Raw genomic sequence first — 15,435 nt, forward strand, 5'->3', positions numbered from 1 at the left:
CGTTCGAATGCAAACGAATGCGGGCGGGTGCGGGCGGAGGCGGTGGAGGCGCCGTAGAAGAATCCGGTGGTGGACGGGAACCCGGCGGGCCGTAGGATCGTCGTGCCGGTACGTCCGGGAGTCGGCGCGACACCGAGGAGGAGTGGGCCGTGGCCGTGGTTTCGATGCTGCTGGGGCTGCTCCGGGTGTTGACCGGGGACCTGATGGGTGAGAGCGGGACGCTGGCGTCCGTCGCGGCCGTCGCGGCCGTGGCGTTGGTGGCCGGAGCGGTCGCCGGGGCGCTGGTGGGGGCTCGGGTCCTGGGGACGCGGGCGCCGGCGGCGGTGCGCAGCGGGGTGCTGCGACGGCGGGCGTTCGGTACGGCGTTCCTTCCGCAGCGTGATCCGGATGCCCGGGGCCGGCGACGCCCCAGGGCGCCGGGGACGGCCCCGGCGGCCGCGTAACCCCGGTGGCTCCCGGAGTTCCTGGTGACTCCCTGAGTTCGGGAGCTTCGAACTCCTTCGCGGCCGTCCTCCGCCGTTCACTCATGTCCTGAGACCCCGGAGGGCTCGCTTCACCATGTCCGTTCTCGCCGTTCTCGATCCCGCGGTCGCCGTCGCGCACACCGTCGTCGCCGCCATCGCCCACGTCCTGCCGACCGCGGCGGCGATCGTGCTGTTCACCGTTGCCGTCCGGCTCGCGCTGCATCCGCTGGCGCGGGCGGCGGCGCGCGGGGAGAAGGCGCGGGCCGTGCTCGCGCCGAAGGTCGCCGAGTTGCGGAAGCAGCACGAGAAGCGCCCGGAGAAGCTGCAGGAGGCGCTGGCCGAGATGTACCGGAAGGAGCAGGTGTCGCCGTTCGCGGGATGCCTGCCGCTGCTGGTGCAGATCCCGTTCTTCTCGGTGATGTACCGGCTGTTCACCACCCCGAACGACCTGCTCGACCACACCCTGTTCGGCGTGCCGCTGGGCCTGCACGTCGGCGGTGCGCACGGCGCCGGGCAGCTGGCGGTGTTCGGGGTGCTGTACGCGGGGCTGGCGGCGGTCGGGTTCGTCAACTTCCGCCGGGCGCGGCGTGCGGCGGCGACGGCCGCGGCGGCGCAGCCCACCCCGCAGCCGGGGGCGGGGCTGCTGCCGTACCTGTCGTTCGGGTCGGTGCTGTTCGCGCTGCTGGTGCCGGTGGCCGCCGCGCTGTACCTGCTGACGACGAGCGCGTGGTCGGCCGCCGAGCGGGCCTGGCTGTACCGGGACGGGACGCCGGCCCCGGTGGCGGCGCTCGCCGTCTGAGGCCCTCGGACCGTAGGAGAGTCCGAGGCCGTCGGCCGTCCGGAACCGTCGGACCGCCTGAGCCCCTCGGGCCGTCCGGGTCAGAAGTGGCGCAGCAGTTCGGGGAAGGCCCCGAGCTGCAGCGTCGCCTCGTCCGGGCCGAGGTCCTCGTGCTCCAGCACCCAGGTGTGCTCGTGCGGGATGAAGACGGTGCGCAGGCCGGCCCGGCGGGCGGGGGCGATGTCGGACTTGGGCGAGTTGCCGATCATCCAGGTGCGGCCCGGGTCGAGGCCGAGGTCGGCGGTCAGCTGCCGGTAGGTGTCGACCGACTTCTCGGCCACGATGTGGACGCCCCGGAAGTGGTGGTCGATGGTGGAGGCCGTCACCTTGCCCTGCTGCTCGTCCTGGTCGCCCTTGGTGAGCAGCAGCAGGTGGTGCCGGTCGGCGAGGGCGCCGAGGGTGTCGGCGACGCCGGGGATCAGCTCGACCTGCCGGTTGCTCAGCGGGGTGAGCAGTGCGTCGATCCGGGCGTGCTCGGCCGGGGTGGGGGTGCGGCCGTCGTTGAGGTGCTGCAGGCAGTCGGCGAGGCTCTGCCGGAAGACGGTGGCGCCGTAGCCGAGGGCGGCGGAGTTGGCGGCCTCGATGCCGTTCAGGAGGGACCGGGTGCGGTCGCGTTCGGCCGGGGTGGCGACCCAGTCCAGGAAGCCGTCGATGACCCGCTCGAAGAGGACGTTGTTCTCCCAGAGGGTGTCGTCGGCGTCGAAGATGAGGATCTGGTCGGTGTGCATCCGGTGGTCTCCAGGGCGGGTGCGGCAGGCGGTCGGGACGGGCAAGGGCGCCGGGCGGGCGGGGGCGTCAGGCGGGCGGGAGCAGGCGGGCGGCACGGTCGAGGGTCTCGCGGAGGTTGTCCTCGGTGGTCCGCCGCCCGGCCTCCTCGACGGTGAGCCACTCCAGCGGGGAGGCCGGGTTCTCCGGCCGGGCCCGGTCCGGGGTGGCGGTCGCCAGGAGGAAGCGCAGGTCGGCGTGGTCGTGGGCGGGTTCGACGGGCGAGGCCGGGACGGGGACCACCGCGAGGTGGAGCAGGGCGGCGTCGGGCCACGGGGTGAGGTCGGCGAGACCGGTCTCCTCCCGGCCTTCGCGCAGGGCGATGTCCAGCGGCCGGGTCTCCCCCGGGTCACCGTGGCCGCCGATCTGCAGCCAGGCCTGCTGGCGGACGTGCCAGCGCAGCAGGACGCGGCGGGTCGGCGGGTGGACGACCAGTGCGGAGGCGGTGAAGTGGAGGGGGAAGGTGCCGCGGTTCCAGGGGTCGGCGGCGTCGAGGAGGCCGCGGGCCCGCTCGTGGTCGGCGGTCTCGACCGGGCCGTGCGGCCGGTGGTCGTCCAGCAGTCGGGCCAGGTCGGGGCTGGGCGACGGGCTGCCCGTGGTCACCATGGATCCGTACTCCTCGTTCTGCTCCGGGATCGGTCCGGGTCCGCCCGGGATCTCGCGCGCTGCGGCGGACCGCCTCGGACCGCGCCGGATCGCGTCAACGGGCTTGTGGGGAAAGGGTGGTCGGGCCCGGGGAGTCCCGTTCCGGCGGACCCGGGCAGCCTAGCCCGGGGGCCGTCGGACGGCCCACCGGTTTTCGCCCGGCCGTGCCGACGGAGCCGCCGCGTCGCAGGTGCCGTACCGGCCGGTCGGGGCGTTTCCCGGAGGCCGTAGCCTGTGGTGATCGTTTACGGGACAGGTGGAGGGATGTCGTCATGGTGGCTGCTCCGGCGCTCGCCGAGCTGCGCGAGGTGTGCCAGCCGCAGGCCAAGCTGCAGAGCCGCAACGGTGAGCACTGGGCGGGTCGGCTGTACATGCGGCGGATCTCGCTGCGGACCACCCGGCAGCTGGTCCGCACCTCGGTGTCGCCGAACACCCTGACCTGGGTGATGGTGGTGTGCGGGGTCGGCGGCGGCGCGGCCCTGCTGATCCCGGGGCTGACCGGCGCGGTGCTGGCGGCCGTGCTGTTCCAGCTGTTCCTGCTCTTCGACTGCGTGGACGGCGAAGTGGCGCGTTGGAAGCGCCAGTTCAGCATGGCCGGGGTGTACGTGGACCGGCTCGGCGCCTACCTGGCGGACGCGGCGCTGATGATCGGCGCGGGCGTCCGGGCGGCGCGCGGCGGCTCGGAGCTGTGGGTGTCGGTGGGCCTGGCGGCCGCGCTGGGCGTGGTGCTGCTCAAGGCGTCGACGGACCTGGTGGACGTGGCCCGCGCCCGCAGCGGGCAGCCGCCGGCGGACGAGGAGTCGACCCAGCCGCGGTCGCAGGGCATCGCGACGGCCCGTCGGTTCGCCTCGATATTCAAGATCCACCGGGTGACGAACGGCATCGAGGCCTCGCTGGTGCTGCTGGCGGCGGCCGCGGTGGACACCGGGCTCGGCAACCTGGACGCGACGCGGGCGGCGCTCGCGGGGATCACGGTGATCACCTGGGGCATGGTGGTCGCGCACCTGGCGTCGATCCTGTCCTCCTCGCGCCTGCGCTGAGCCCGACCGGCCGGCCCTGCTACCGGCCGACCCTTCTACCGGCCGGCGACTCGGCCTGCCGCCCCTGTTACCGGCCGGCCCCGCGACCTGCCGATCCTCGGCCGGCCCGCCCCGGCGGGAGGGTGACCCGCGCCTCCCCCGCCCGGGGGAGGCGCGCCGGCGAAGCCCGTCGCCGGGTGGACGCGGTGGGCCGGGCCCGGGCGGGAGGGTGAGGGCATGACGCTGACCTGGCCCGCCGCCGACACCACGACTGCCGCTGCCACCGCCACCGCCGCTGCCGCCACCGCCGCTGCCACCGCCGTCCGCCCGGCCGTGCCCGCCCCGCCCCGGTGGGCCGTGCGCGCCGCCCACCTCGCGGCCGTCACCGCGCTGCCGGCCGGGCTGTGGCGGCTCGGGCTGGTCGCGGGCTGGCACGGCGGGTACACCGACGCGGGCTACCAGGCGATGGGGTTCACCGGGTGGGGCGCGGTGTGGCCGGTCTTCCTGAGCCTGTTCACCGAGGCGCTGGCCCTGCTGACCCTCGGGCTGGTCCGGCCCTGGGGCACGGTGCCGCCGCGCTGGGTCCCGTTCGTCGGCGGGCGCGCGGTCGACCCCCGTGCGGTGGTCCGCGCGGCCGCGCTCGGCGCCGTCGGACTGGCCCTGCTCTGGACGCCCTTCGCCGGGTGGTGGGCCATGCCGGGCACGGACATGACCCCGCTGGGGCACTTCCTGGTCGGCTTCCTCTACCTGCCCACCGTCGCCTGGGCGCCGCTGCTGGCCGCCGTGGCCGTGTCGTACCACCGCCGCCACCGGGCGACGGCGATCCCCCGCCCGACCCCCCACCCGCCCCGCAGCGCGGCCTGAAAGAACACGACCCGCACGGGACACCGCCGACCGGAGCGCGCCGATGTGACGCGGATCACCGCAGCGCGCGGGGCCCGCCGGACAGGACCGGGTGTGGAGCAATCGGTACGGGCGCGGATCCGCGCCGGGGACGCCGCGTCGCGGCGTTCGGGCAGGTCTTCGAGGATCACGCCCGGACGGTGTACCGGCGCGCGGTACGGATGACCGGGGACCGGACCGTCGCCGAGGACGTGGTCTCACTGACCTTCCTGGAGGCCTGGCGGCTGCGCACGCGGGTCGCCCCCGAGGGCGACAGCCTGGCGCCGTGGCCGCTGGGGATCGCGGGGAACGTCATCCGCAAAACCCGCCGTGCGGCCCGCCGGCACGGTCGCGTACACCCTGGAGAGCGCCGAGGACGTCGTCCGGCTCAGCAATTCTGGAGCGGTACAAGCCGGTGGACACGATCCAGTTGCAGCGCGACCTGGACCGATTCGGGATCCGCGCCCGGGTCTACGCGGGCGAGCCCGGCTGCAAGACCGAGCGGCCGAGGCAGCCGAAGCACGTGGACCCCAATGCCGGGTGGGACATCGATTCGCGGCCCGGCAACGCCCCGATGGTGCTGACCGTCCACCCTCGTCAACTCCCCAAGGGCACGGAGATCTTCATCTACCTGCCACTGGCCAGGACCGATCCGGCCAACAGCTTCCGCGAGCTGGAAGCCGGGCTGATGCAGTCCCCGGGCCCCTCCTGCCTGGAGTCCAGGGCCTTCGTCAACCCACTGGCCAGCCTGCTCCCGACCACCCCGCCGCCGGCGGCCCGGTGATCCGGGCCTGATCCCGAACGCCGCACCCCTTCTTCGGAACCAATCGGACTACATATACAGTCCAACGACATATACAGTCGTCCGACAGAAGGGGTGCGCCCCCATGCCGCCACTCATCACCACCCGGCCCCCCACCCCGCCCGCGGCCACCCGACCAGCCGCCATCACGCGCGCCACCGCCGCCCGGCGCGCCGCGCAGGCCCTCACCGCCCGGGCCCTCGCCCTCCACCCCGGCGCCGTCCTGCTCGCCGGGTACGTCGCCGAGCTGCTGTTCCGGCTCGTCCTCGTCCGGCACATGAGCTTCCCGTCCGTCCACCCCGACGAGGACTCCTACCTCGTCCTGGCGCGCGTCCTCGCGGGCCGCCCGACGACCGAGATCCCGGTCGGCGTGGTCATCCCCGGCGGCTACCCCCTGCTGATCTCCCCCGCGCTGCGCCTGGCCGACGACCCGGTCACCGCCTACCGGCTGATCATGGGCATCAACGCCGCGGTCAACGCGCTGGTGCTGCCGCTCGCCTACGTCGCCCTGCGCCGCCTCGGCCTGCGTCGGCGGCTCGCGTACGTCTTCGGCGGGGTGACCGCCCTGCTGCCGCCGGTGGTCTTCTACTCGCAGTTCGCGCTGACCGACGCCGTGCTGCCCGTCCTGATCCTCGCCTGGCTGCTCTGCCTGCACGGCTGGCTCGCCGACGGCACCCTGCGGCGCCGCACCTGGCACGCCGTCGGGGCCGGCGCGGCGGCCGGCTACGCGATGGCCACCCACGACCGCGGCGGCGTGGTGGTCGCGCTGACCGCCGCCGTCCTCCTCGGCGTCCTGCTGTCGCGCCGCGCGCCGTGGCGCGCCACCACCGCCGGGCTCGGCGCGCTCGGCCTCGGCGTGCTCGGCGCGCAACTGCTGGCCGGCTGGCTGCACGCGCAGTTCACCGTCGCGAACAGCGACGTCGGCGGGTTCCTCTGGCGGGGCCTGACCGACCCGGAGGCCGCCCAGCGGACGCTCACCCGCACCGCCGGGCAGATCTGGTGCTTCACCGTCTCCACCTGGGGCATCGGCGGGCTGGCCGTCGTCGCCTGCCTGTGCGCGGTGTTCAGCCGCCGCTTCCCGCGGGAACTCCGGATCACCGGCGGCGTGCTGGTGGCACTGCTGGTCGGAACCGCCCTCGCCTCCGCCGCCGCCCTACCGGACGACGGACGCATCGACAACTGGGTGTACGCCCGCTACACCTCCTACCTCGTCCCGGCGGCCTTCGTCACCGGCGTGGCGGTGCTCGCGGGACGCGGACGCCGCGCCCTGGACCGGACGGCGGCCGGGACGGCCGGACTCGTGCTGCTGCTCGCCGGGGCGGTGGTCGGGTCTGCCGGTTCCAAGCTGCACAGCGAGGTCTTCGTGCTCTGGGGCATGCCGGACGTCTCGTTCCTGGCCGCCGACTGGGGCCGGCTCCACATGTTCCGGACCACCGCCGCCGCGCTGGTCGTCCTCGCCGCGGTGGTCCTGGTGCGCCGCTCCGGCGGGAGGCGGGTGCTCTCCGCGATCGGTCTCGCGCTGGCGCTGTTCGCCGCCTTCGCGACCGCGACGATCACCGCGCAGGTCGCCACGCCGCACGCGAAGTGGCGCGAGGGCCTGGCGACCGGCTTCACCCGCGACTCCGGGATCGGGGCGGGCGACAACGTGGTCTTCGCGTGGGACCTCGACTGGTCGCTGCGCGGCACCCAGGCCTTCGAGGTCTACCGGGGCCGGGTCTGGTTCCTCGACCCGCGCTGGCAGCCCCTCCCTGCGGAGGCGAGCGCCCTGGTCACCCCGCTGCCCGCGGCGGGGCAGCCGGCGGAGGCCTACTGGCCCGACCACCCGGCCGGCTGGTACGTCGAGCGGGCCGACGCGCGGCAGAACTGGGTGGTCTGGCGGCGGCATTGAGCCGAGCACCCGCTCAGGGCCGCCCGCCCGGGGCCGCCCCCTCGACCATTCGCCCGACTACCCGTCCTCGCCGCCGCACGCCTCGCCGCCGCCGCGAGCCTCGGCGCCGCCCCCCGTGCGCCCGTAGGCGGCGAGGACGGTGTCGAGGAGACCGGGGAAGCGCCGCTCCAGGTCGACCGTCCGCAGCGCGGAGAAGCGGCGGTTGGCCTCCTCCCGCTGAGTGATCAGGCCGGACTCGCGCAGCACCTTGAAGTGGTGGCTGAGGGTGGAGGGCGCGACGTCCACCGGGAAGGTGCCGCAGGCCCGCTCGGGTTCGGCGCGCAGAACGCGAACGATGGTCATCCGGGTGGGGTCGGAGAGTGCGTGCAGGACGTCGAGGAGGTCGATCTCCTCGGTCGCGGGGTGCGCGAGCGCCGGTCGGCGGCGGGTGCTGCGGGGCACGGGTCCCACCTCTCTGATCTGTGATGTTCGACATCCATCGAAACGGCGTGGTACCACTGTCCCGCGTCAATTTCGTAGTTCGTCGAACATCGTAGTCGAGGGGGACCGACATGCGCGCACTGGTGATGACCGCACCCGGTGGAGCCGAGCACTCGCAGGTCCGGGAGCTCGGGGCACCGCACCCCGGGCCCGGCGAGGTGGCGATCGACGTCGCCTACGCCGGACTGAACTTCGTCGACGTGATGGCCCGCCGCGGCGACGGCGGCTACACCTCCGAGTGGCCGTACCGGCCCGGCAAGGAGGTGTCCGGCACGGTCCGGGAGATCGGCGGGGGCGTCACCGGCCTGGCCGTCGGCGACCGGGTGGTGGCCGCGCCCGTCGGCGCCGGTCTGGCGGAGGTGGCGGTCGCGGAGGCCGCGCTCACCGTGCCGCTCCCCGACGGCGTGGCGCTGCGCGAGGCCGCCGCCGTCCCGCTCGGCCTGGCCACCGCGATGCTGCTGCTGACCGACGCCGGCCGGTTCGAGGCCGGTGACACCGTCCTGGTGCACTCGGCGGGCGGCGGGATCGGCGACGCCGTCGCCCGACTCGTCCCGCTGCTCGGCGGCGGCCGGCTCATCGGCACCGTCGGCCGCCCGGAGAAGGCCACCGCCGCCACCGCCTCCGGCTACGACCACGCCTTCGCCCGCGACGAGGCGCTGTCCGAGGCCGTTCGGAACGCCACCGACGGCCGGGGTGTCGACCTCGTCCTCGACCCGCTGGGCACCGAGGCCCTCGAACTCGACCTCGCCGTGGCGGCGCCCGGCGCGCGGATCGTCCTGTTCGGCAACGCGGGCGGCGGCACCGTCGCCGACCTGCCCCCGCTCGGCCGTCTGATGGCGGGCAACCTGACCGTCACCGGCTTCAGCCACCGCGGCCTGGCCGCCACCGCCCCCGACCGCCTGGCCCGCGCCATCCGCCGGGTCCTCGGCCTCCTCGCCGACGGCGGCCTGGGGCTCCCGGTCACCGAACTGCCCGACCTGGCCGCCGTCGCGGCCGCCCACGACGCGATGGAGGAGCGGCGGGCGACGGGCAAGTACGTGGTGCGGGTGGGTGGTTGAGCCCTGCCGAGGGCCGGCCCGCCGTCAGACCGTGAAGACCGCGCCCGGGTCGGCGTGGCCGACCGGACCGGCGAAGCGGGCCGCCGCCCGGTCGACGGCCTCGGCGGGCGTCATGGCGCGGCCGACGTGGGTGACGAGCAGGCGGGAGGCGCGGGCCGCCGTGGCGGTGGCGCCGGCCTGCTCGGGGGTGTGGTGCGCCGGGGCCCCGGCACCCGGCTCGGGCTCGGGGCTCACCCGACCGGGCTCCGGTCCGGAGCTCTCCGCCTCGCAGAGCAACAGGTCGCAGCCGTCGGCGAGTTCGGTGAGGGCGTCACACGGGGCGCAGTCGCCGGAGTAGACGAGCGAGCGGCCGCCGGCGTCCACCCGGAGGGCGAAGGCCGGCATGCCGTGTTCCACCGCCCGGCTGGTCAGCGTCAGACCGCCGACCCGCACCCGGTGGCCGTCGGACAACTCGGTGACGGCGAAGGCCGATTCGACCGGGCTGCGCCGCGCCGTGTTGGTCAGGAAGGCCGCCAGCCGGTCGGCGGTTCCGGGCGGGCCGTAGAGCGGGATCGGCGCGGTGAGTCGGACGTCCGCGTGCAGGGCGCCGTAGTAGGCGGTGAGCAGGTCGGCGCAGTGGTCGGCGTGCAGGTGCGAGATCCAGATCGCGTCCAGTTCGTCCAGCCGGGCGTGGCGCTGCAACGGGCCGAGGGTGCCGCTGCCGGCGTCCACCCACACCCGGGCGCCGCCGCCGGACACCAGGTAGCCGGAGCAGGGGTTGTCGGCGCTCGGGTAGGGCGTCGCGCTCCCCAGGACGGCGAGGCGCAAGCGTTCGTCGGACATCCGACGAGGGTAGCGCCCGGCGGCCGGCCTCCGTGATCATTTCCGGCAGGGCGGGGACACCACACGTTTCCGCGCGCGGGAAGTCGGCGGGGTCGACTTCCCGCGTGGGGGCGGGGCTCCGGGGTACCGGTGTCAGCGAGCCGGGCCGGCGGGGCGGACGCGGCGGGTATTCGCGTGCCGTGCCCCGCCCGGGCTGGTTGACTCCGTGCCATGAGCACCTCCCGGGCCCTGCCGGTCCTGCGCACGCCCGACCGGTACGCCCTCCACGACACCGCCCGCCTCCTGCTGGACTTCACCGAGCCGTGGGGCGACGTCTCGGTGGACGCCCACGCGCTGGGGATGACGTCGGCGGAGGCGCGGCAGGTGCTCGAAACGATCCCCGGCAGCCGGGTGTCGGCCTCCGACCGGACGCGTCCGGAGAGCAGTGCCGAGATCCGCGCCCTGTTCGAGACGGGTGATCCACGGCTGGACGAACTGGCCCCGTTCGACGTCGACGTCTTCGACCGGCCCCTCGGGTCGGTCGAGGACCGGTTCCTCGACCTCGTCGGGTCCGGGCCCGCCGCGCTGTACTGGAGCGGATTCGCGTGGCCCGCCGCCCCGGAACTCGGCCTGAAGCCGCGGGCCAAGGACGCCCGCCTGCAGATCGTGCTCAACAGCCGCGCCGCGGACTTCGACCGGCCCGCCGAGGACCACACGCTGTTCATCCACTTCCGCAGCGGCGACCTCGAACGCGCCGAGTGGCTGGCCCGGCAGGCCGGGCTGGCGCCCGTCGGCCCGGACGAGTGCGGCTGCTGACCGCCCGGGCATGGCCTGCGGCGCAACGGTGTCGGGCCGGGCATGACCGGGATACTGGTGATCGGCGCAACGGGCAGTGCGGGCAGGCGCGTTGTGTCCTCGCCGATCGAAGGCGGCCACGAGGTAAGGGCGTTGGTCCGCGACCCGGCGAAGGCCGCACTGCCCGCGCAGCCCGCGGGGGGTCGCGGCGGCCGACCTGAGGTGGACCGCCTGCCCGCGGAGCCCCGGGTCGTCGAGCTGATCGCCCGGCGCGCGAAGCGCGTCGTCCACCTGTCGGCGGACGTGGCCGACCTCGCGGACGACGAACCGGCCGCGGTCTGCCACCGGGAGATCGAGCGGTCGAGCGGTCGATCCGGCGGTCCGGCGCGGACCGGACCTTCGTGCGGGCGATCGACTTCGCGGGGAACCCGCTCGCCCGGCCCGACCGCAGGGGCCGCCGCGCGCCGGGGTCAGCAGGTGCCCTCCGGCGCCTCCAGCGAGTCGAGCCAGCGCAGCAGCCGGGCGCCTTCGCGGGTCATCACGTCCGGGTCGCGCAGGGCGTTGGCCAGCAGTGACATGCCCTGGTAGCCGGAGACCAGGGTGAGGGCCAGGCCGTCCGGGTCGGGCAGGCCCAGCTCGCGGAACTGGCGCCCGGCCCAGTCGAGCAGGCGCCGGATCACCGCGCCGGCCTCCGCGTCGAGGACCCCGTCGGCCCGCTTGTCGAGTTCGGCGGCCAGGGTGCCGGTCGGGCAGCCGAACCGGGCGGCGACCTCGCGCTGTCCGACCCAGGCCTCGACCAGCGCCTTGAGACGGTCCCGGGGGTCGGCCGACCGCTCCAGCACCTCGGTGAGCTCGTCCAGGTGCGCGCCGTGCTCGGACAGCGCGGCCCGGACCAGCTCGTCCTTGGTCTTGAAGTAGTAGTAGACGTTCCCGACCGGGACGTCCGCCTCGCGCGCGATGTCGGCGAGGGTCGTGCGCTCGACCCCCTGCTCGTGGAGGACGCGGGCCGCGGCCGCCGCGAGCCGTCGGCGCTTCTGCGACGCCCGGACGCGTCGATTCACTGAGTCAGTCACCCAACTGACTATAGACAGCCGCCGGTGCGCGCGTGCTACGGTTTTTGAGTCAGCCAACTAACTCAGAACGGGAGGGGATCTCGATGATCACAGTGACGGGTGCCACCGGCAACATCGGGCGGACGCTGGTGGAGCTGCTGGCCGGGGCGGGCGAACAGGTGGTGGCCGTGTCGCGGCAGCCGCGGCCCGCCGACCCCGCGACCGGCGTCCGCTGGGCACAGGGCCACCTCGGCGACGCCACCGGCCTGCGGCCCGCCCTCGAAGGGTCCCGGGCGCTGTTCCTGCTGCTGGGCGGCGAGCTCAACAGCCGGGGCGAGCACCCGGACGCCCTGCTGGACGTCGCCGCGGACGCCGGGGTCGAGCGGATCGTCCTGGTCTCCTCGCAGCTCGGCGCCACCCGGCCGGACGCGCCGTCGCACGCCCGCCTGCGGGAGTTCGAGGCCGCCCTGGGCACGTCCGGACGGGACGTCACCGTCCTGCGGCCCAGCGGCTTCGCCTCCAACGCCTTCGCCTGGGCCGGGACGGTCCGCGGCGAGCGCACCGTCTTCGCCCCGTTCGGCGAGGTGGCGCTGCCCGTGGTCGACCCGGCGGACATCGCGGCGGTCGCCGCGGCCGTCCTGCGCGAGGACGGGCACGCCGGGCGCACCTACGAACTGACCGGCCCCGAGCTCATCAGCCCGCGCCGGCAGGCGGCGGTCCTCGCCGAGGCATTGGGCGAGGCGGTGGCCTTCGTGGAACTGTCCCGCGAGCAGGCCCACGCCCACCTCGCACGGTTCATGCCGGAGCAGGTCATCCCCGGAACCCTGGACGTCCTCGGCCTCCCGCTCCCGGCCGAACTGACGATCAGCCCCGACGTGGCGGCGGTCCTGGGGCGCCCGGCCGCGCCCTTCGGCGCGTGGGTCGCGCGCAACCTGCCCGCGTTCCGGTAGGGCCGGGCGGGGGTCAGGGGCGGGCGTCCCGGATGCGTTTGTACGCGCGGAGGACGGCGAGGAGGTTCACCAGGGTGCTGGCCGGGATGTTGCCGATGTCGATGAGTCGGCGGCCCTGGAGGTCGATCTCCCCGGGACTGACCGAGGGCCAGAGGAGCCCGAACTCGCGCCCTTCGGTGCGGAGTTCGACGATCAGGGCGGTCAGCTGCCGCAAGGTGAGGTGGAGCAGCGCCGGATCGGTGGGGCGGATGGGGTGGTGGGCGTTCACGCGGCACCGTCCAGCTGCAGCTCGAACCAGACGCTCTTGCCGAGGCATTGGGGGTCGACGCCCCAGCGGTGGGTGAGGCCGGCGACGAGCTGGAGGCCCCGGCCGGACTCGGCCAGGACCGAGAGGGGCTGCTGTTCGGGGAGGCTCGGGCTGCGGTCGGAGACCGTGACGCGGAGGGTGTCCGCGAGGAAGAGGATGAGGACGACCGGGGAGGTCGTCCCGCCGTGGCGCCAGGCGTTGACGATCAGTTCGACCAAGGCGAGCTCGGCGTCCGCGATGGCGGCGGGCGGCCAGCCGGCGCGGGTCATGCCGTCGCGGAGGGTGTCGCGCGAGAGGGTGAGGGAGGGGGAGTTGAGGTTGCGCACAGGGGTCTCCCGGAGAGAAGAAGGGGATGAGCCGAGCGAGCTGTCGCCGTGAGCGAGCCCGAACATGGGTGCTCTGCGGTGCGAGGCAGCGTTACTGACACCCGCGTCGGCGATCGGTGCATCACTGACTGTAGAGCAACAGTGGTACATGTAGGGGTACTTCTACCCCTCCCCTTCACTCGATCGAAGGATTGCTGGACCCTTCGAGGGATCGCGATGGATGCTTGGGGGCATGCCACCACGAACTACCCCGTCAGCCAGGCAGGAACGAGTCGGCATCGAGCTGCGGAAGATGCGCGACTGCGCCGACCGCACGACCGCCGAAGCCGCCGCGTTGTTCGGGCTTGCCCGAACGAAGATCACCCAGATCGAGAAGGGGCAGTACCCGATCAGCGCCGAGCGGGTACGCATGCTCGCCTGCGACTACGCGGAGAGCGATCACGCTTTCGTAGAGGCGCTCGCAGCCATGGCCGAGGAACGCCACCGGGGTTGGTGGGAGGACTACCGGGGTTCCGTACCGGTCGGTTTTCTGAACATCGCGGAGGTCGAGTACTTCTCCAGGGGAACGCGCACCTATCAGATTTCGCACGTCCCCGGGGCAATGCAGACCGAGGAGTATGGGCGGGCCATCTTTCGGGATCTCCACCCGCCGCTCTCACCACGCCTCCTGGAAGCCCGCGTGGAACATCGAGTGCAGCGCTCGGCCTTCCTGATGCGTGAAGGCGGTGAATCGTACTCAGCGTTGGTCCATGAGGCTGCCCTGCGGATGCTGTTCGGTGGCCGTGCAGCTGCAAAGCGCCAGATGGATAAGCTGCTTGAGTACTCGGAACTGCCCCACGTGACTCTTCGAGTGATCACCTTCAGCACCAATGGCTTCATGGGTGCAGGGCAAGGCATCGTCTATGCGAACGGACCAGTGCCTCGCCTCGACACCGTCCAGCTCGATGCGGTTGGCGGCCCCGCCTTCCTCCACGAGCAACGGCAGATGGAGAACTACCGTTACATCATCGACAAGATGACTGAGCGATCTCTCTCCGAAAGCCAGTCTCGCGATGTCATCAGTCTCATCAAGAAAGAGATCTAGCGTCATGGAAACACGTCATTGGAAGCGGCCCGAAGCCTGCCCGGACGGGGCCAGCTGCCCGGAGGTGGCCATAGGCCCGGACGCCGTCTACGTCCGCAGCAGCCTCCTGCCCGACGCCATCGCCCAACTCACCCCCGCCGAATGGCGCGACCTCGCCACCGCCATCCGCAACGGCGAGTTCGACGTCTGACCCACTCCCCCGCTGACGGCCCGCCGACTCTCCGGCGGGCCGTCGTTCTTCCCAACGGGTCGGTTCGTCGCACTATCTTGTTCCACTGCTACCTTGTGATGCATGGTACCTGGCATCACCAACCCCGACGCCTCCGCCGAGGCCCCCGACGGGCCGGTGGCGACCCAGCTGCGCAAGGGCGTGCTGGAGTACTGCGTGCTGGCCCTGCTGAAGGACGGCCCGCGCTACGGCGTCGAACTGCTCCAAGAACTCGGCCGGTTCCCGATGCTGGCCACCAGCCAGGGCACGATCTACCCCCTGCTGTCCCGACTGCGCCGCGCCGGACTCGCCGACACCTTTCTCCAGGACTCGGCCAGCGGACCATCCCGCCGCTACTACACGCTCACCGACACCGGCCGGGACGCACTGCGGGAGTTCACCGCACTGTGGCCCGCCTTCCGCGACACCGTCGACCACGTCCTCGACCCGGGAGAGAACCCGTGAACAACCCCATCGAGCACCCCCTGGTCCGCGCCCACCTCGACGCGGTCACCCGCTACACCGCCCCTCTGCCCGAAGAGCGCCGCCGCGAACTCCTCGCCGACCTGCGCGAACACGTCGAGGTCTCCCTCGCCGAGCACGACCCCGCCGACGAGGCCGCCGTCCGCCACGTGCTGGAGCAACTGGGCAGCCCCCGGCGGATCGCCGACGCCGCGCTCGCCGAGGACGGCCTGAGCCGCCCCGAGCCGGAGAGCACCCGCCGGACGAACGTGACGCTGCTCCTCGCGGTGCTCCCGTTCCCGCTGCTCCTCGTCCCGGCCGCCGGGCCCGTGCTCGCGCTGGCCGCCGCCGTCACCGCCGCCGTCCGCGTCACCAAGTCCCAGGTGTGGAGCCGCCGGCAGAAGAAGCCGGCGGCCCTGCTCCTGCTCGCCCCCGTTCTCACCACCCCCCTGGCCGCCGCCGCGTTCAACGCCGCCTCCTCGGCCGGGCTGACCCCGGTCGACGTCCTCGCCGCGTGCGCCGTGGGCTTCAGCCCGGTCCTGGTCGCGGCGGCGCTGCTGTCCCGCTCCGCCGCCCGCCTGCGCGGCGCCGCCACCACGGCCTGAGCAC

Annotated in this window: 21 protein-coding genes and 1 pseudogene; 15 read left to right on the forward strand and 7 right to left on the reverse strand. The window is 73.9% G+C overall.

The window, feature by feature from the left end; genetic code table 11:
- Positions 1-149: 149 nt before the first annotated feature.
- Entirely contained in the window at positions 150-443 is a 294-nt protein-coding gene (locus AB0Q99_RS13155) for a DUF6412 domain-containing protein (RefSeq protein ID WP_363571028.1), read from the forward strand.
- A 115-nt stretch (positions 444-558) separates the two neighbouring features.
- The gene (gene yidC, locus AB0Q99_RS13160; RefSeq protein ID WP_363571030.1) at positions 559-1,263 is read left to right on the forward strand and encodes a membrane protein insertase YidC; all 705 of its coding nucleotides are present in this window, start codon (positions 559-561) and stop codon (positions 1,261-1,263) included.
- 80 nt (positions 1,264-1,343) lie between these two features.
- Here yidC and AB0Q99_RS13165 read toward each other — a convergent pair whose 3' ends face one another.
- Together AB0Q99_RS13165 and AB0Q99_RS13170 are read right to left on the reverse strand one after the other, a co-directional pair.
- Positions 1,344-2,030, reverse strand: coding sequence for an HAD family hydrolase (locus AB0Q99_RS13165; protein WP_363571032.1), 687 nt, complete (start codon positions 2,028-2,030; stop codon positions 1,344-1,346).
- A 67-nt stretch (positions 2,031-2,097) separates the two neighbouring features.
- Entirely contained in the window at positions 2,098-2,673 is a 576-nt protein-coding gene (locus AB0Q99_RS13170) for an NUDIX domain-containing protein (RefSeq protein WP_363571034.1), read from the reverse strand.
- 311 nt (positions 2,674-2,984) lie between these two features.
- On the opposite strand from AB0Q99_RS13170, the gene AB0Q99_RS13175 reads away from it, so the two are divergent.
- The 5 genes and pseudogenes from AB0Q99_RS13175 (at position 2,985) to AB0Q99_RS13195 (ending at position 7,303) form a co-directional block, all read left to right on the forward strand.
- A complete protein-coding gene (locus tag AB0Q99_RS13175; protein ID WP_363571036.1) occupies positions 2,985-3,752 on the forward strand; it encodes a CDP-alcohol phosphatidyltransferase family protein in 768 nt (255 codons plus the stop codon).
- A gap of 216 nt (positions 3,753-3,968) precedes the next feature.
- The gene (locus AB0Q99_RS13180; protein WP_363571038.1) at positions 3,969-4,595 is read left to right on the forward strand and encodes a hypothetical protein; all 627 of its coding nucleotides are present in this window, start codon (positions 3,969-3,971) and stop codon (positions 4,593-4,595) included.
- A 93-nt stretch (positions 4,596-4,688) separates the two neighbouring features.
- Positions 4,689-4,960 (forward strand): annotated as a pseudogene (locus AB0Q99_RS13185) (sigma factor); the annotation flags it as partial.
- 68 nt (positions 4,961-5,028) lie between these two features.
- Positions 5,029-5,397 carry a hypothetical protein gene (locus AB0Q99_RS13190; RefSeq protein WP_363571294.1) on the forward strand — a complete coding sequence of 123 codons (369 nt, stop codon included), beginning with the start codon at positions 5,029-5,031 and terminating at the stop codon, positions 5,395-5,397.
- 103 nt (positions 5,398-5,500) lie between these two features.
- Positions 5,501-7,303, forward strand: a complete 1,803-nt coding sequence (locus tag AB0Q99_RS13195; protein ID WP_363571040.1) for a phospholipid carrier-dependent glycosyltransferase — start codon at positions 5,501-5,503, stop codon at positions 7,301-7,303.
- Positions 7,304-7,360: 57 nt separating this feature from the next.
- Here the strand turns inward: AB0Q99_RS13195 and AB0Q99_RS13200 are convergent, their stop codons facing one another.
- A complete protein-coding gene (locus AB0Q99_RS13200) occupies positions 7,361-7,744 on the reverse strand; it encodes a metalloregulator ArsR/SmtB family transcription factor (RefSeq protein ID WP_363571042.1) in 384 nt (127 codons plus the stop codon).
- 110 nt (positions 7,745-7,854) lie between these two features.
- On the opposite strand from AB0Q99_RS13200, the gene AB0Q99_RS13205 reads away from it, so the two are divergent.
- The gene (locus AB0Q99_RS13205; protein ID WP_363571044.1) at positions 7,855-8,841 is read left to right on the forward strand and encodes a zinc-binding dehydrogenase; all 987 of its coding nucleotides are present in this window, start codon (positions 7,855-7,857) and stop codon (positions 8,839-8,841) included.
- A 24-nt stretch (positions 8,842-8,865) separates the two neighbouring features.
- Here AB0Q99_RS13205 and AB0Q99_RS13210 read toward each other — a convergent pair whose 3' ends face one another.
- Positions 8,866-9,663, reverse strand: a complete 798-nt coding sequence (locus tag AB0Q99_RS13210) for an MBL fold metallo-hydrolase (protein ID WP_363571046.1) — start codon at positions 9,661-9,663, stop codon at positions 8,866-8,868.
- Positions 9,664-9,873: 210 nt separating this feature from the next.
- On the opposite strand from AB0Q99_RS13210, the gene AB0Q99_RS13215 reads away from it, so the two are divergent.
- On the forward strand, positions 9,874-10,458 hold the full coding sequence (locus AB0Q99_RS13215; RefSeq protein ID WP_363571048.1) for a hypothetical protein: 585 nt from the start codon (positions 9,874-9,876) through the stop codon (positions 10,456-10,458).
- 42 nt (positions 10,459-10,500) lie between these two features.
- Positions 10,501-11,025 (forward strand): NmrA family NAD(P)-binding protein, encoded by a 525-nt coding sequence (locus AB0Q99_RS13220; RefSeq protein ID WP_363571050.1) that lies wholly within the window; start codon positions 10,501-10,503, stop codon positions 11,023-11,025.
- Here the strand turns inward: AB0Q99_RS13220 and AB0Q99_RS13225 are convergent.
- Positions 10,908-11,510: a TetR/AcrR family transcriptional regulator gene (locus AB0Q99_RS13225; RefSeq protein ID WP_363571052.1), complete on the reverse strand. Its 603-nt coding sequence runs from the start codon at positions 11,508-11,510 to the stop codon at positions 10,908-10,910. The two genes, AB0Q99_RS13220 and AB0Q99_RS13225, sit on opposite strands and share 118 nt — an antisense overlap.
- Before the next feature lie 83 nt (positions 11,511-11,593).
- On the opposite strand from AB0Q99_RS13225, the gene AB0Q99_RS13230 reads away from it, so the two are divergent.
- Positions 11,594-12,439, forward strand: a complete 846-nt coding sequence (locus tag AB0Q99_RS13230) for an NAD(P)H-binding protein (protein ID WP_363571054.1) — start codon at positions 11,594-11,596, stop codon at positions 12,437-12,439.
- Between the two features lie 13 nt (positions 12,440-12,452).
- Here the strand turns inward: AB0Q99_RS13230 and AB0Q99_RS13235 are convergent, their stop codons facing one another.
- Complete coding sequence (locus AB0Q99_RS13235; protein ID WP_363571056.1) at positions 12,453-12,707, reverse strand: hypothetical protein; 255 nt, start codon at positions 12,705-12,707, stop codon at positions 12,453-12,455.
- The gene (locus tag AB0Q99_RS13240) at positions 12,704-13,072 is read right to left on the reverse strand and encodes an ATP-binding protein (RefSeq protein WP_363571057.1); all 369 of its coding nucleotides are present in this window, start codon (positions 13,070-13,072) and stop codon (positions 12,704-12,706) included. Before AB0Q99_RS13240 ends, AB0Q99_RS13235 begins: the two co-directional genes overlap by 4 nt.
- A 232-nt stretch (positions 13,073-13,304) precedes the next feature.
- Here AB0Q99_RS13240 and AB0Q99_RS13245 point away from each other — a divergent pair, with 232 nt between their 5' ends.
- From AB0Q99_RS13245 to AB0Q99_RS13260, 4 genes are all read left to right on the forward strand, one after another.
- On the forward strand, positions 13,305-14,156 hold the full coding sequence (locus AB0Q99_RS13245) for a helix-turn-helix transcriptional regulator (RefSeq protein ID WP_363571059.1): 852 nt from the start codon (positions 13,305-13,307) through the stop codon (positions 14,154-14,156).
- A 4-nt stretch (positions 14,157-14,160) separates the two neighbouring features.
- The gene (locus AB0Q99_RS13250; protein ID WP_363571061.1) at positions 14,161-14,346 is read left to right on the forward strand and encodes a DUF397 domain-containing protein; all 186 of its coding nucleotides are present in this window, start codon (positions 14,161-14,163) and stop codon (positions 14,344-14,346) included.
- A gap of 102 nt (positions 14,347-14,448) precedes the next feature.
- Entirely contained in the window at positions 14,449-14,829 is a 381-nt protein-coding gene (locus tag AB0Q99_RS13255) for a PadR family transcriptional regulator (protein ID WP_363571063.1), read from the forward strand.
- Complete coding sequence (locus tag AB0Q99_RS13260; RefSeq protein ID WP_363571065.1) at positions 14,826-15,431, forward strand: hypothetical protein; 606 nt, start codon at positions 14,826-14,828, stop codon at positions 15,429-15,431. Before AB0Q99_RS13255 ends, AB0Q99_RS13260 begins: the two co-directional genes overlap by 4 nt.
- The last annotated feature ends 4 nt before the right edge of the window (positions 15,432-15,435 follow it).

The organism is Kitasatospora sp. NPDC086791 (assembly GCF_040685975.1).
Classification (GTDB): Bacteria; Actinomycetota; Actinomycetes; order Streptomycetales; family Streptomycetaceae; genus Kitasatospora.

Bases quoted from the DNA above. Each gene is read 5' to 3' on its own strand.
- AB0Q99_RS13245 (WP_363571059.1), top strand. From the start codon at position 13,305: ATGCCACCACGAACTACCCCGTCAGCCAGGCAGGAACGAGTCGGCATC.
- AB0Q99_RS13165 (WP_363571032.1), bottom strand. From the start codon at position 2,030: ATGCACACCGACCAGATCCTCATCTTCGACGCCGACGACACCCTCTGG.
- yidC (WP_363571030.1), top strand. From the start codon at position 559: ATGTCCGTTCTCGCCGTTCTCGATCCCGCGGTCGCCGTCGCGCACACC.
- AB0Q99_RS13220 (WP_363571050.1), top strand. From the start codon at position 10,501: ATGACCGGGATACTGGTGATCGGCGCAACGGGCAGTGCGGGCAGGCGC.
- AB0Q99_RS13215 (WP_363571048.1), top strand. From the start codon at position 9,874: ATGAGCACCTCCCGGGCCCTGCCGGTCCTGCGCACGCCCGACCGGTAC.
- AB0Q99_RS13180 (WP_363571038.1), top strand. From the start codon at position 3,969: ATGACGCTGACCTGGCCCGCCGCCGACACCACGACTGCCGCTGCCACC.
- AB0Q99_RS13250 (WP_363571061.1), top strand. From the start codon at position 14,161: ATGGAAACACGTCATTGGAAGCGGCCCGAAGCCTGCCCGGACGGGGCC.
- AB0Q99_RS13170 (WP_363571034.1), bottom strand. From the start codon at position 2,673: ATGGTGACCACGGGCAGCCCGTCGCCCAGCCCCGACCTGGCCCGACTG.
- AB0Q99_RS13175 (WP_363571036.1), top strand. From the start codon at position 2,985: ATGGTGGCTGCTCCGGCGCTCGCCGAGCTGCGCGAGGTGTGCCAGCCG.
- AB0Q99_RS13210 (WP_363571046.1), bottom strand. From the start codon at position 9,663: ATGTCCGACGAACGCTTGCGCCTCGCCGTCCTGGGGAGCGCGACGCCC.
- AB0Q99_RS13255 (WP_363571063.1), top strand. From the start codon at position 14,449: ATGGTACCTGGCATCACCAACCCCGACGCCTCCGCCGAGGCCCCCGAC.
- AB0Q99_RS13195 (WP_363571040.1), top strand. From the start codon at position 5,501: ATGCCGCCACTCATCACCACCCGGCCCCCCACCCCGCCCGCGGCCACC.
- AB0Q99_RS13205 (WP_363571044.1), top strand. From the start codon at position 7,855: ATGCGCGCACTGGTGATGACCGCACCCGGTGGAGCCGAGCACTCGCAG.
- AB0Q99_RS13230 (WP_363571054.1), top strand. From the start codon at position 11,594: ATGATCACAGTGACGGGTGCCACCGGCAACATCGGGCGGACGCTGGTG.